This is a genomic window from Acidobacteriota bacterium, from assembly GCA_040756905.1.
Classification (GTDB): Bacteria; Acidobacteriota; Aminicenantia; order JBFLYD01; family JBFLYD01; genus JBFLYD01.
On record JBFLYD010000035.1, the window covers coordinates 1 to 12412 of the forward strand.

Below are 12412 nucleotides of genomic sequence, written 5' to 3' on the forward strand. Positions count from 1 at the left end.
TAAATTACTGTGGAAGATAGAGAATGATTTGTCCGTTTATTGCCGGGAGGTAGCTTAATGGTGGACCTTGAAGAAAAAATCAATCAAAGAATTTCTTTATTTGAAAATTCCGATAGGATGTTCCCCTTCACATGACCCCTTCACATTTATTTAATTGAGTAGATCTTTTGGAACTGGAGCCCAAGGTGCACATTTCGGATCCCTGACTTGCTCGCATCTTCGATGAGCTTCAGAGCCTTCTTCAGGCTCCACTTGAGGTTGCTCTGGGGCTGTAAAATAAGGGGGGTTTTTTGGGGAAAGGAATTCCTCATTTTCTTTATTACCTCCAAGCTGAGCTCTTTCGTTACAATAAGTTTAACTTCTTTGGTAAGCTTTGAAAATACTTTTTTAAATCTATATTCAGGAGGCTTTGGAGAAATTGTTATCCAATCTAAATAAGAAAAGACAGATAAATTTTTAGAAATTTTATCTTCGTTGACACTCATATTTTTACGGGATTCAGGTAATGATTTTAGATTTGGGCTACTTTGATTAACTAAAGTTCCATTCGTTTCAATTTGAATAAAATACTTCTTTTGTTTCAACTTTTTTAAAAGGGAAGAAATATGTTGAGAAAAAGGTTCACCTCCTGTTATAACCACCCAAGAGGTTTTGTATTTTTCTTTAAGCTTTCTTATTCTTTTAATAATATCCGCTTCGGGTAATAAAGTCCCATCTTCCCATGCATATTTTGTATCGCAAAAATAACACCTTAAATTGCATCCTGAAAGTCTTAAAAATATCGAAGGCTCACCTGAACGTAGCCCTTCACCCTGAACACTCCAGAAAATTTCATTTACTTTAAGCATTACTTATAATTATCTATTCATGAGATTGGCTCTCCCTATTCATAATATTCTGCAGAGGAAGTATCGGATTCCCATACGATAACTTTTTTCACAGGATAGAGCTTTTTCATCTCATGGTAAAAATATCTGGAAAGATTCTCAGCAGACGGATTGAAATCGAAAACTTCGTTCAAAAAAGAATGGTCAGGAAGGAGCTCGGAGAGAGAGTTCTTTATCTGGATAAAATCATAGCCGATACCAGTTTCGTTTAATCTATCCACTTCGATTTGAACCTCAACTTCAAATGTATGACCGTGGACTTTTTCACATTTTCCCTTATAATTTTTTAAATAATGAGCTGCTGAAAACTTATCTCTAACTTTTAATATCCAGGGCATTTCCTCTCCATCATTTGAAAATATAAATTTTTACTTAATAATCATTAATATCAAACATAAAAGAACCTGAATAAGGATATTCTTGATAATTTTTAACGATTCCTTTCCTCAACGGGTTGTTAAATATATAAAATGCAACTTCTTTGATGGTCTCTTCTTTTCTTAACACATGTTCGTAATAATTTATTTCCCATAATTGATTATTAAATTTCTTCTTATACAGGAAGCCAGTTTTTTGTTTGAAAGCAGCTATAAATTTTCTCATATCTGCTTCCTCATCATTCCCTTCAGTTAACAAATGTAAATGGTCAGGCATAAAACAATAAGCCCAAATGTTAAAATGATGTTTATTTGAAATTTCCTTTAATTCAGATATTAGCCAATCAATTAAATCCTTGTTAATAAATAGATTTTTATTATTATTTGTACATATGGTTACAAAATACCTATTGTAACCTTTATAATTGAAATCTTTAAGGCGAACGCGTTTTTTGTATTTTATATCCTTTCCAATCTCTTTCATTTTATTAACATACAATATTTTTTTTAAAATATGCAAGGCTGAAGCCTTGCCCTACAACAAATGTATGAGATGAAAATGTAGATCTAATTCAAATAATAAATGTAGGGCAAAGCTTTAGCTTTGCATTATTTAATGAAATTATGCAAGGCTGAAGCCTTGCCCTACAGATGAAAATGGGATAGGGGCATGGACAATAAAGATTTTGAAATTTTTGAATTAATATTGAGCCCCACAGTTGTCAACTATAATATTACACATATTTGGATATTAATACACACAAATGTTAAGGGAATACCTTGAATTTTCCTTCTTTTTTCAGCAGAACTAAATAAAATTGGGCTACCCTTTAATCAAGATTAAAGGGGGCTCTTTAATTTTCCTTCTTTTTTCAGTCTTGTGATCAGATGGTCTTCCTGTCCAATATCTTTCCAGGCGGTTTCCCTTAATATACATGAGGAGCAGGAAAAACAGGGGATTTCGCTTCCTCTGTAACAAGAAATTGAATAAGAATAATCAGCTCCAAGATCAAGGCCCAATTTTATAAGTTCGGATTTTTTGAGCTTTAAAAATGGAGCTACTAAAGAGAATTTCTTATTTTTAGCCGAGGAAGATGTTCCGATATTTAACACGGCTTCCATCGATTTCAAAAACTCTTCTCTCGTATCAGGGTAATTTGGAGAATCAATCACATTAAACCCGCACACTATTTCAAAAACATTTATCGATTCTCCGTAAGCTGCAGCAACCGAGAGAAAAATTCCGTTTCTGAAAGGAACATATGTGGCAGGAATTCCATCTCCGATTTCAGAAAGATTTTTTATCTCCGGAATCTGTATATTCTTATTAGTAAGAGCTGAGGCTCCAATCTGAGTTAAGTCAATTTTAAAAATTTTGTGAGTTAAATTAAGCCTCTCTACTATTTTTTTTGCCATTTCAATTTCAATCTGGTGGGTCTGGGAATAGTCAAAAGTAATAGGAAAAATTTCATTATATTTATTGGATGCCCAGTAAAGCGATGTTGTTGAATCAATTCCTCCTGAAAAAAGAACAATTGCTTTCATCATGTAATAAATTTTAGCACATCATTCCTTTCTTTTCATTCTTTTTTTGTTTTTATTATTGAAATCCATTACCTTGTATGATATTTTAGCTTGAGAGGTTATAATGATTTTAGAATACATTGAAAAAGCAATGGAAAGGGCTGTGTATGAAAAATTGGAAGATGGGACTTATTGTGGAGAAATCTTAGATTGCCCAGGCACAATAGCTTTCGGAAAAACTCTTTTCGAATGCCAAAAAGAATTAAAATCAGTGCTTGAGGGCTGGATAATTATCGGTCTTCGACATGGCCATGAAATACCTGTAATAGATAATATTGATTTAAATCCAAAAAGAGCAACAGTTAATGAGTAGATGGACTCCATGCAAAAGAAGGATATTCATTCAAAAATTAAAAAAATTAGGATTTAAAGATCCTGAAACTGGCGGAAGACATGAATTTATGCTTTATGGTTCATACAAACAAACAATTCCAAATAATGATGAATTTTCTGTCCATCAATTAAAAAAACTAATAAAACAAGTCCAACAAAAGATTGGAAGAGAAATTACTTTGGATGAAGGGGAAAATCTTTGAGATCTGAAAAATTTAATAATATTTAAAATAAGGAGTAATAATAATGGATTTTTCATTAACTGAAGAGCAAATGATGTTAAGGGATACAATCAGGAATTTTTCGGAAAAAGAAATCGGACCGAGAGTCCGAGAGATGGATGAAAAAGGAGAGCTTGATTCTGAAGTAGTAAAAAAACTTGGAGAGATGGGCCTTTTAGGAATACTCTTTCCTCCTGAATATAACGGTGCTGGATATTCTTACATCGATTATGTCATTATCCTTGAGGAGCTCTCAAAAGTTGATGCATCTGTAGGGTTAACTGTTGCAGCTCATAATTCCCTCTGCGCCAACCATATATACCAGTTTGGTAATGAAACTCAGAAGAAAAAATATCTTTCAAGATTAGCTGTAGGTGAAACTTTAGGCGCATGGGGATTGACAGAGCCAATGGCAGGCTCTGATGTGGCTTCGATTAGAACCTCTGCTGAGAAAAAGGGAGATTATTATATACTGAATGGAAACAAAGTTTTCTGCACAAATGGCTCTGTCTCAGACATATATGTTGTGATTGCTGTAACTGATAAAACAAAAGGGAGAAAGGGAATCTCTTCGTTCATTTTAGAGAAAGGAATGGAAGGGTTCAAAATAGGCAAAAAAGAGAATAAGCTTGGAGTAAGGGCTTCTGACACAGCTGAGCTGATTTTTGAGGATGTAAAAGTCCCAAAAGAAAATCTCCTTGGTGAAGAAGGAAGAGGATTTTACGATGTGATGAGTGTCCTGGATGGGGGAAGAATCTCAATCGCTGCCTTCTCCCTGGGAATTGCTGCAGCTTCATTAGAGGCAAGCATGAAATATGCAAAAGAAAGAATTCAATTCGGAGAGCCCATTTCGAATTTCCAGGCGATTCAGTGGATGATAGTTGATATGGCAACAGAACTCGATGCAGCAAGACTTTTAACTTATAAGTCTGCATACATCAAAGATCTGGGAAAAGAGCCGATAAAAGAATCCTCGATGGCAAAATATTTTGCAGGTGAATTAGCAGTGAAGGCTTCATCCCTTGCAGTTCAGATTTATGGTGGGTATGGTTTCACAAAAGAATTTCCAGTGGAGAAATATTACAGAGATTCCAAGCTATGCACAATCGGTGAAGGAACAACAGAGATTCAAAAACTGATCATAGCAAGACAATTGCTTTCAGAAAAATGAATTTGAAGGAAGAGATAATAAAAGGTAACCCCAGAGCTCTGGCAAAAGCCATCTCGATGGTTGAAAATAATGAGGATGGATACCTCAATCTTTTAAAAGAAATATTTCCAAACACAGGAAAGGCTTCTACAATTGGAATAACAGGAGCACCTGGCACAGGAAAAAGCACCCTCGTTGATTGTATACTGGCATATTTAAGAAAAATTAATAAAAGCGCTGCAGTAATTGCAATCGACCCCACTTCTCCTTTTACAGGAGGAGCTATCCTCGGCGATAGAATAAGAATGATGAGGCACAGCACAGATGATGGTGTATTCATAAGGAGCATGGCAACAAGAGGACATTTAGGAGGAATCGCAAAATCAACAGGAGAGGTGATAAGCATTTTTGATGCCTCAGGAAAAGACTTTATAATCGTTGAAACTGTTGGAGTCGGTCAGGATGAAGTTGAAATTGTAAAACTATCAGATCTTGTTATAGTTGTTCTCACACCTGGCGAAGGAGATGAAATTCAGACATTTAAAGCAGGGATTATGGAAATTGGAGATATATTTGTGCTGAACAAAGCTGACCATCCTGACTCAACAAGGATGGAATCACAACTTATAGCGACGCTCTCGATCGGAGGAAAAGGAGAGGTTCCAGAGGTTGTAAAGACAGTTGCAATAAAGGAAGAAGGTGTGAAAGAGCTTATGGAAAAAACGCTTTCCCTTCTTCAAAAAATAAAACAATCAAGAAAAGCTGAAGAGAAAAGAAAAAGATTCCTCAGATGGATGCTCGAGGATATAATAAAAGAGGAAAGTTTCAGGAAATTGACACAAAACCTTTCAGAAAAGGAATTTGATGAATATGTGGAAAAAATCTATAAGCGGGAATTAGATCCTTTTTCAATCGCTGAAAAAATTCTAAATAAAGGGTAAAGAATTATGATTAAAAGAATCGACCACATCTCTATAGCTGTAAAAAATTTAGGAAGTGAAATTCCGAAGTGGAGGGATGTGCTTGGCTTAAAATTGCTCAAAGTGGAGAAAGTTTTAAGTCAGAAAGTTGAGGTTGCATTCTTTGAAAATGGCCTTGAACTGACATCTCCTCTTGATGAGAATTCTCCTGTTCATAAATTTTTAGAAAAAAGAGGAGAAGGATTACATCATATCTGTTTTGAAGTCGATGACCTTGAAGGATCAGTGAAAAAAATCTGTGAGGCAGGGTTTGAAAAGATTGAAGCAAGCAGAAAAGGTGCGGATGATTCAGAAGTGGCATTCTTCCGGCCATCGAACTTCAGCGGAGTTCTGGTCGAGCTGAAACAGAAAAAAAGATGAAACTAATTTCAAATTTGTTACTTTTGTTTGGCTTTTTTATAATTATTCTTGGGTTATTTTTCAGGTATTTTGAAAAATTTAAGTTTATCGGCAAGCTTCCAGGAGATATACTGATTAAAAAAGGGAATTTCACCTTCTATTTTCCTTTAGCAACGAGTATATTGATAAGCATTCTCCTTACAATTCTCCTGAATCTATTATTCAAATTCTTCAAGAAATAAAAAAACAGGGAGACAGACTCTCTATCCGAATTTTTTTCAATAAAATGATTAAAGATGCCAAATGTAAAATCAAATATTAAAAATACCAGCTATGAATACACTTATGAACTTAGACATGAAAACTTTGAAACTTGTATGAAAATAAAAAATGAGCTCTCCCCTTTTTATGGAAGAAATAAAAATGCAAAAAATGAGACCTGACCCCAATTTTTTTGCATAAGAGACCTCTTAAAAAGCTCCAGATGCAAGGCGCAATGAAGCTTTGAGCGGAGGCGTACTTTCTGTACGTTGGAGCGATAAAGCTGAGGCTGCAACGCAGCAGATGGACTTTTTCAGAGGTCTCATTTAAATATAAATGGAGGGAGGAGCATCCAGGTTTTTACACGAACATTATCTTTTTCAGGGGGAGAGAATTTAAACTTCTTTACTGCTTCTACAACAGATTCCTCAAGCCCTAAGTTTTTCGGGTTCACATATAAAATTTTCCAGTTTATAACATCTCCATTTTCAGAAATAAGAACAATAATTCTCACCTCGCCTTTCATCCCAGATCTTTTCATAAACTCTGGATATTTAGGTAATGCATCTTTTATAATCTGAGGCTTTTTATCTAATAAATTATACCCCACTTCCTCTCCGACCTGTATCCCTTTTTCCTCAAGTTTTTTCTTTTCCTCCATCCCCTCTTCAACCTTTGGCTCTACCGCAGGTTCTTCTTTTTTTTCTGGAGGAATCTTTTCCTCTTTTTTCTGATCAAACTTAATAACCTCTGCTTTCCTCTCTTCTTTTTTTGGTTGTGTTGGAATCTTTTTGGGTGGCTCTTTTACTGGCGTCATTTCCTCTTTTTTTACCATGCTCTCTACTTTTTTCTTTGGTTCCTCTTTTTTTTCAGAGACTGGAGTTATAGCTTCTTTTTTCTCTATGATCAGGTCCTTCTCTTCTTTTTTAACGATTTCTTTTTCCTCGCCTGGCCTCTTCTCCATCTGTTTAAGCATTTCTTCTTCAGCAGGAATTTTTTGAGCCATTTCTAATTTTTTCTCTGGTAAGACTTGAGGAAGTTGAGTTACCTCCTTTTTAGAAGGAGGTCCTTTTATCAATAAAAATGTTCCTATCAGAAAAAATAATGCAACGCCACCAATTGCATAATATATGGGTTTTATTTTTTTGATAAATAAAGGAGGTTTCTTTACAGGAATCGAGATATACTGGGTTGGCATAAATTCTTCTCTTTTCTCAATTTCACTCAATATTTCATCAACACTCTGGAATCTTTTCTCTCTATCCTTTTCAAGACATTTTAAAATAACATTCGATATTTCAGGGGGGATTTTTCTATTTATCTTCTCCGGTGAAGGAGGCTTCTCATTAAGATGCATCAGAGCCACTGTTATTGGAGTTGTTCCAGGAAAAGGAAGGGTACCGGTAAATATCTCATACATAACTATTCCAAGGGAATATATATCAGTTCTTCTGTCTGCTACCTCTCCCCTGAGCTGTTCTGGAGCCATGTAATGCGGGGTCCCGATGACTCCACTTGTTGTAAGCGAAGGGTCACCAGTAATGGCTGCTGAGCGTGCAATTCCGAAATCCATGATGTAAACATTTTTATCTTTATCGATCATTATGTTTTTCGATGAGATATCCCTGTGGATCACTCCCATATCATGGGAGGCTTTTAAAGCCTCACACACTTGTTTTATTATTTCGATTCCTTCTTCTAATTTTAATGGACCTTTTCCCTTGATGATATTCTTCAGATTCTCTCCCTCAATGTATTCCATCGAAATGAACCTTTTCTCCTCATATTCCTGTAAATCAAAAATCCTTGTTACATTCTTATGCTTGATTTTTCTAGCTAGTTTAATTTCTCTTTTAAAGTAAGAAATGATCTTCTCATCTGTGCTGAACTCAGGATGAAGCACTTTTAACGCCACAATTTCATCAAGTTCAAGGTCTTTTGCCTTATAAACTTTTCCCATCCCACCAACACCTAAAAGACTTAAAATCTGGTATCTTTTTCCCAAAAAGAATTCATCAGTTATTGCTTTTTCTTTCTGGGCCTCTTCGAGTGCTTTTGTTTCAGGGATAACCTGAGTTGCCTCAAGATAACTTCCACAGCTTCTACAAAAATTTGAATCAGGAGGATTTAATGCTGAACATTGGGGACATTTTTTTATCATTGTCATTTAATTTTATTATAAATTACTTAAATCCCTAATTTCAAATTATTTTTTATAAGTACGCAAAGTTTTGTGGTAGAAGAAATTAACTTAATATTTCTCTGAGCGGGAAGGGTGGCGGAGAAAACCGTCACGAATGCGGAGTGGGCATGGTTTCTCCTGAGTGAATACTCAGGAGAAGAGCGGAGCATGAGTGCCGAGCTGTGATTTTCCTCGCTGGGGAAAATACAGCGTGTTTTCGGAGTTACCCTTCCTGATCACCCTTAAATTATAATTAGAGATAACCTCTGAGCGGAGGGGATAGTTGACCTCTTAAAGTAAAAAAATGCAAAAAAATTGGGGTCAGGTCTCATTTTTTGCATTTTTTGCTCAAATCCTAATCATCGATATTAATCATTACATTAAACCAAATTACGCAAGATTTCCTTTAATGTCATTCCTGCCCCCATTTTCATGAGGGTAAACTCCAGCAGGAATCCAGGGTTTATTATCACTTATTTCTGGATTCCCGCCTTCGCGGGAATGACGAATTAACGAAGGTTTACATAATATCCTTGCGTAATTCGGGATTAAATAATGAATAACGAAGATCTGAGCATTTTAAGATAATTGGTGTAGGTGAAGTGAAGAAGGGCATACTCCTTTGCCTTCTTACCTACAAGAGGACCAATTTCCGTGTTTAATGCTTTGAGTATCCCATCAGAGACACTATCTGGGTCAGGGTCTACGAGTATCGCTATATCATCATTTATCACCTGAGTATGAGTCCAGAGATTTGTGGCAACGACTGGCTTTCCACTTTTAAGATATGAATAAATTTTTAAGGGCGTGTTTGTGCCTGAAATTCTCGGAGATAAAAGGCAATCTGAAATTTTTATAAAAAATGGTATCTCATCAGGTTTTTTTTCACCTAAAAAAATAACTTTATCTTCAACTCCAGCTTTTCTTGCATAATTTTTAAGCTCTTTTATCTGGGAATCTTTTCCTCCGATCAGAACCAAAATCAGATCCCTATAAACTTTCTCATCCTTCTCTTCAATTTTTTTTAATGAGCCAATCAGAAGATGAAGACCCTGGTATGGCTCAAAAGTGCCAGCATAAAGTATTATTTTTTTATTTTTTAAGTTTAGCTCCCCTCTAATCTTCTCTGCTTTTTCTTCTGGCAAATCTTCAGGAGTAAAATCAAGAAAATTTTCAATCAAAAATATTTTTTCTTTTTCTACAATTTCTTTAACTCTGTTTTCCAGATCCTTGCAAATCACAATCACTGATTTCGAATTCTTTAAAACCCACCTCTCAAGGGCTACAAAAATTTTATAAATCAAAACCGAGTTTGTAAATTTAAAGTTTCTTAGCTGCTGGGGAAGGGATGAATGCATGTCATAGAGATGGGGAATTCGAAAAATTTTTGAAAAAAATACACCGATGAATGAACCCTCCTCATGGGAAAAAATTATGTCATATTTTTTCTTTAAAAGTAGAGAGAAAGTTTTCAAAAATATCAATAAATCTAACGGAATTTTTTGAAAGGATGGCCCAATTTTTATTTCTTTAATAAATGGTACTTTCGAGATGCGGATAATTTTTAAATTTTCAAAATCTACATCGTCACCTACAGGGTATGTAACAAGGTCTATGAGATGTCCTAAGTCGATTAAGGCTTTTATCCTGAAATATTCAGATAGAGGGGTCCCTCGCGGCTGAAAAAAAGGCTCTGGAGCTATCATTAAAATTTTCATTTTTCATCTTCATCGAGAATCTCTTTAATCACATATATTTTTTTCTCGACAGCCTCATGGTATGTTCTTGAAAGCATTTCAGCTAAAAGTCCCAGTGTTATAAACTGGGCTCCGAGAAACATCAAAAGTACTGCGAGTAAAAGGAGGGGCCTTCCTCCGATCGCCTCTCTCAATATTATTTTTTCATATGAAAGATATAAACCTAAAATAAACCCTACAAAAAAACTGATGAAGCCAAAGAGACCGAAAATCTGTAGAGGTCTTGTGGAATAACTTATTAAAAATTTTACTGTGATAAGATCTAAAATTACTCTTATCGTCCTTGAAATACCGTATTTTGATTTTCCATACTTTCTTTGCCTGTGATTAACCTTTACCTCTGCCACTTTTATTCCCATCCAGCTTGCCACAGCAGGTATGAATCGGTGCATCTCTCCGTAGAGTCTCACATTTTTTAAAACCTCTTTTCTGTATGCTTTTAGAGTGCACCCATAATCATGTAGTTTAATTCCAGTGATAAAGGAGATGAGCCAGTTTGCCACAGCAGATGGAATTTTCCTTGTCAGGAATCGATCTTTCCTTTTCCACCTCCAGCCATTGACAATGTCATATCCCTCCTCAAGCTTTGATATTAAAGATGGAATGTCAGAGGGAACATTTTGAAGGTCTGCATCAACAGAGATAATAATTTCGCCTTTCGAATGGTCAAAACCAGCGGAGAGTGCAGAGGTCTGTCCGAAATTTCTCCTCAGCTTTATTATTTTTACACTCTTATCGCTTTCCTTTATCTTCTTTAAGACCTGAAAGGAATTATCCACGCTTCCATCATCGACAAAAATTATTTCGTATTTTTTATCAAGGTTCTTTAAAGCCTCTGAAAGCTCTCTATGTAAAATCTCAAGGTTATTTTCCTCATTAAAAACCGGAACAACTACTGAAACATAAGTTGCTTCCAACTTACTTTCCACTTACAGTTATTTTATCTATCAGCAAAGAAGGCGAAGCATATGCTCCTCTAAATTCAAGATTATCTCCAAGACCCAATATGTTGTTCAACATTCCATTGATGTTCGATGCAATCGTTATTTCTGAAACAGGATATAAAATCTTTCCATTCTCAATCCACATTCCCAATGCTCCAACTGAAAAATCTCCTGTTACAGGATTAACTCCAGCCCCCATGGTCTCCATTAAATAAAGGCCATCTTTCACTTCTCCAATCAAATCTTTTTCAGATATATTTCCGTTTATAAGATAAAAGTTGGAAATTCCAACCCCAGGCCTTCCTGCGATTGACCTTGAGGCATTCCCAGTGGTTTTCAATCCAAGCTTTTTTGCTGAATAGGTATTAAGAAGATATGTTTTTAAAACACCATTTTCAAAAATTACATTTTTTCTTGATACAACACCTTCGCCATCAAAAGGCCTTGAATTAAATCCTCTGGACATCAATCCATCATCGACTACATTAAGAAATTCAGAGCCAACTTTCTTTCCCAGCTTATCTACAAAGATGCTCATTTTCCGATATATGCTCTCTCCAGAAACAAGGGAGGAAAGAAAAGATAAAAGATTCGAAGCTATAAACTGATCAAAAAGAACAGGAGCCTGCCTTGTTTTTACTTTTCTTGCACCTAAAAACATTATGGTTCTCTTTGCAGCTTTTTTACCCACATCCTGGGGCTTTTCAAGTTTATCGAAGAATGGATTTGATGTATACCACCATCCTCTCTGTTTTTTACCCTTAACTTCTGATTCTAAATCATCTGCAATCATCGAAACTGAAAGAGAACTTCCAGTCGATGAAAATGAGCCACTAAACCCTTGAGAATTAGAAAGAGCCATTCCTGATATAGCGGTAGAAAATGAAGACCCTCCTGAATTTGTGATTCTCTTATCAAAAGCAAAGCTTGCTTCCTCTGCTTCCTTTGCCATAGAGATTTTCTTTTCAGAAGAAATTTTTTCGACATTACTGTCGAAATTTTTCAAATCCCCTTTTGCAATTCCGAGCTCGCTCTTATCTGGAAGTGTAGAAAATTCATCTCTGTCAGAATACTTTACAAGTTCAATCCCATCCGAAACAAGCTTTTTCAAAGATTTCTCTTCAAGGTCAGAAGTGTAAACAATTGCAGTTCTTTTATCTTTAATAACCCTTAAGCCAAGGGATTTTGATACAGCCTCTTTCAAGGATTCAATTTTTCCCAGTCGGACTATAACATTGAATTCTTTAGATTCTCTTATAATTGAATCAGCTTCATCAGCACCCTTTTTTTTGGCGAGGTCTACAACATATTTAGTAATTTGTTCAAGTTTCTTTAAGTCCATTTTCTTCTCCTCTAAAATATGCAAAGCTAAAGCTTTGCCCTACACTCTTTATACT

At 35.4% G+C, this 12412-nt stretch carries 14 protein-coding genes; 6 read left to right on the plus strand and 8 right to left on the minus strand.

What is annotated here, in order from left to right:
• Nucleotides 1–146 precede the first annotated feature (146 nt).
• The 4 genes from AB1410_05210 to queC form a co-directional block, all read right to left on the minus strand.
• Nucleotides 147–848 (minus strand): 7-carboxy-7-deazaguanine synthase QueE, encoded by a 702-nt coding sequence (locus AB1410_05210; protein ID MEW6456099.1) that lies wholly within the window; start codon nt 846–848, stop codon nt 147–149.
• 35 nt (nt 849–883) lie between these two features.
• Nucleotides 884–1225, minus strand: a complete 342-nt coding sequence (locus AB1410_05215) for a 6-carboxytetrahydropterin synthase (protein ID MEW6456100.1) — start codon at nt 1223–1225, stop codon at nt 884–886.
• Between the two features lie 34 nt (nt 1226–1259).
• Entirely contained in the window at nt 1260–1748 is a 489-nt protein-coding gene (locus tag AB1410_05220; GenBank protein ID MEW6456101.1) for a transposase, read from the minus strand.
• A gap of 356 nt (nt 1749–2104) precedes the next feature.
• Complete coding sequence (queC, locus tag AB1410_05225; GenBank protein ID MEW6456102.1) at nt 2105–2812, minus strand: 7-cyano-7-deazaguanine synthase QueC; 708 nt, start codon at nt 2810–2812, stop codon at nt 2105–2107.
• 100 nt (nt 2813–2912) lie between these two features.
• On the opposite strand from queC, the gene AB1410_05230 reads away from it, so the two are divergent.
• From AB1410_05230 to AB1410_05255, 6 genes are read left to right on the plus strand one after another with little or no spacing between them, the layout of a single operon-like run.
• Nucleotides 2913–3161 (plus strand): type II toxin-antitoxin system HicB family antitoxin, encoded by a 249-nt coding sequence (locus AB1410_05230; protein ID MEW6456103.1) that lies wholly within the window; start codon nt 2913–2915, stop codon nt 3159–3161.
• Complete coding sequence (locus tag AB1410_05235) at nt 3154–3384, plus strand: type II toxin-antitoxin system HicA family toxin (protein MEW6456104.1); 231 nt, start codon at nt 3154–3156, stop codon at nt 3382–3384. The genes AB1410_05230 and AB1410_05235 overlap by 8 nt, the downstream gene beginning before the upstream one ends.
• 43 nt (nt 3385–3427) lie before the next feature.
• Nucleotides 3428–4573 carry an acyl-CoA dehydrogenase gene (locus AB1410_05240; GenBank protein MEW6456105.1) on the plus strand — a complete coding sequence of 382 codons (1146 nt, stop codon included), beginning with the start codon at nt 3428–3430 and terminating at the stop codon, nt 4571–4573.
• Nucleotides 4570–5493 carry a methylmalonyl Co-A mutase-associated GTPase MeaB gene (gene meaB / locus AB1410_05245; GenBank protein ID MEW6456106.1) on the plus strand — a complete coding sequence of 308 codons (924 nt, stop codon included), beginning with the start codon at nt 4570–4572 and terminating at the stop codon, nt 5491–5493. The genes AB1410_05240 and meaB overlap by 4 nt, the downstream gene beginning before the upstream one ends.
• A 6-nt stretch (nt 5494–5499) precedes the next feature.
• On the plus strand, nt 5500–5892 hold the full coding sequence (locus AB1410_05250) for a VOC family protein (GenBank protein ID MEW6456107.1): 393 nt from the start codon (nt 5500–5502) through the stop codon (nt 5890–5892).
• The gene (locus tag AB1410_05255) at nt 5889–6113 is read left to right on the plus strand and encodes a DUF2905 domain-containing protein (protein ID MEW6456108.1); all 225 of its coding nucleotides are present in this window, start codon (nt 5889–5891) and stop codon (nt 6111–6113) included. Before AB1410_05250 ends, AB1410_05255 begins: the two co-directional genes overlap by 4 nt.
• 341 nt (nt 6114–6454) lie before the next feature.
• On the opposite strand, the gene AB1410_05260 is transcribed toward AB1410_05255, so the two are convergent.
• The 4 genes from AB1410_05260 to AB1410_05275 all read right to left on the minus strand — a co-directional run bounded on the left by AB1410_05260 (nt 6455) and on the right by AB1410_05275 (nt 12357).
• Nucleotides 6455–8299 carry a TonB family protein gene (locus AB1410_05260; GenBank protein ID MEW6456109.1) on the minus strand — a complete coding sequence of 615 codons (1845 nt, stop codon included), beginning with the start codon at nt 8297–8299 and terminating at the stop codon, nt 6455–6457.
• A 563-nt stretch (nt 8300–8862) separates the two neighbouring features.
• Nucleotides 8863–10032 carry a glycosyltransferase gene (locus AB1410_05265; GenBank protein ID MEW6456110.1) on the minus strand — a complete coding sequence of 390 codons (1170 nt, stop codon included), beginning with the start codon at nt 10030–10032 and terminating at the stop codon, nt 8863–8865.
• A complete protein-coding gene (locus AB1410_05270) occupies nt 10029–10988 on the minus strand; it encodes a glycosyltransferase family 2 protein (protein ID MEW6456111.1) in 960 nt (319 codons plus the stop codon). Before AB1410_05270 ends, AB1410_05265 begins: the two co-directional genes overlap by 4 nt.
• Before the next feature lies 1 nt (nt 10989).
• The gene (locus AB1410_05275; protein MEW6456112.1) at nt 10990–12357 is read right to left on the minus strand and encodes a TldD/PmbA family protein; all 1368 of its coding nucleotides are present in this window, start codon (nt 12355–12357) and stop codon (nt 10990–10992) included.
• Nucleotides 12358–12412 lie beyond the last annotated feature (55 nt).

What these genes read in the sequence shown, in the direction of transcription:
- AB1410_05210 (MEW6456099.1), bottom strand. Translation starts at nt 848, where the DNA reads ATGCTTAAAGTAAATGAAATTTTCTGGAGTGTTCAGGGTGAAGGGCTA.
- AB1410_05215 (MEW6456100.1), bottom strand. Translation starts at nt 1,225, where the DNA reads ATGCCCTGGATATTAAAAGTTAGAGATAAGTTTTCAGCAGCTCATTAT.
- AB1410_05220 (MEW6456101.1), bottom strand. Translation starts at nt 1,748, where the DNA reads ATGAAAGAGATTGGAAAGGATATAAAATACAAAAAACGCGTTCGCCTT.
- queC (MEW6456102.1), bottom strand. Translation starts at nt 2,812, where the DNA reads ATGATGAAAGCAATTGTTCTTTTTTCAGGAGGAATTGATTCAACAACA.
- AB1410_05230 (MEW6456103.1), top strand. Translation starts at nt 2,913, where the DNA reads ATGATTTTAGAATACATTGAAAAAGCAATGGAAAGGGCTGTGTATGAA.
- AB1410_05235 (MEW6456104.1), top strand. Translation starts at nt 3,154, where the DNA reads ATGAGTAGATGGACTCCATGCAAAAGAAGGATATTCATTCAAAAATTA.
- AB1410_05240 (MEW6456105.1), top strand. Translation starts at nt 3,428, where the DNA reads ATGGATTTTTCATTAACTGAAGAGCAAATGATGTTAAGGGATACAATC.
- meaB (MEW6456106.1), top strand. Translation starts at nt 4,570, where the DNA reads ATGAATTTGAAGGAAGAGATAATAAAAGGTAACCCCAGAGCTCTGGCA.
- AB1410_05250 (MEW6456107.1), top strand. Translation starts at nt 5,500, where the DNA reads ATGATTAAAAGAATCGACCACATCTCTATAGCTGTAAAAAATTTAGGA.
- AB1410_05255 (MEW6456108.1), top strand. Translation starts at nt 5,889, where the DNA reads ATGAAACTAATTTCAAATTTGTTACTTTTGTTTGGCTTTTTTATAATT.
- AB1410_05260 (MEW6456109.1), bottom strand. Translation starts at nt 8,299, where the DNA reads ATGACAATGATAAAAAAATGTCCCCAATGTTCAGCATTAAATCCTCCT.
- AB1410_05265 (MEW6456110.1), bottom strand. Translation starts at nt 10,032, where the DNA reads ATGAAAATTTTAATGATAGCTCCAGAGCCTTTTTTTCAGCCGCGAGGG.
- AB1410_05275 (MEW6456112.1), bottom strand. Translation starts at nt 12,357, where the DNA reads ATGGACTTAAAGAAACTTGAACAAATTACTAAATATGTTGTAGACCTC.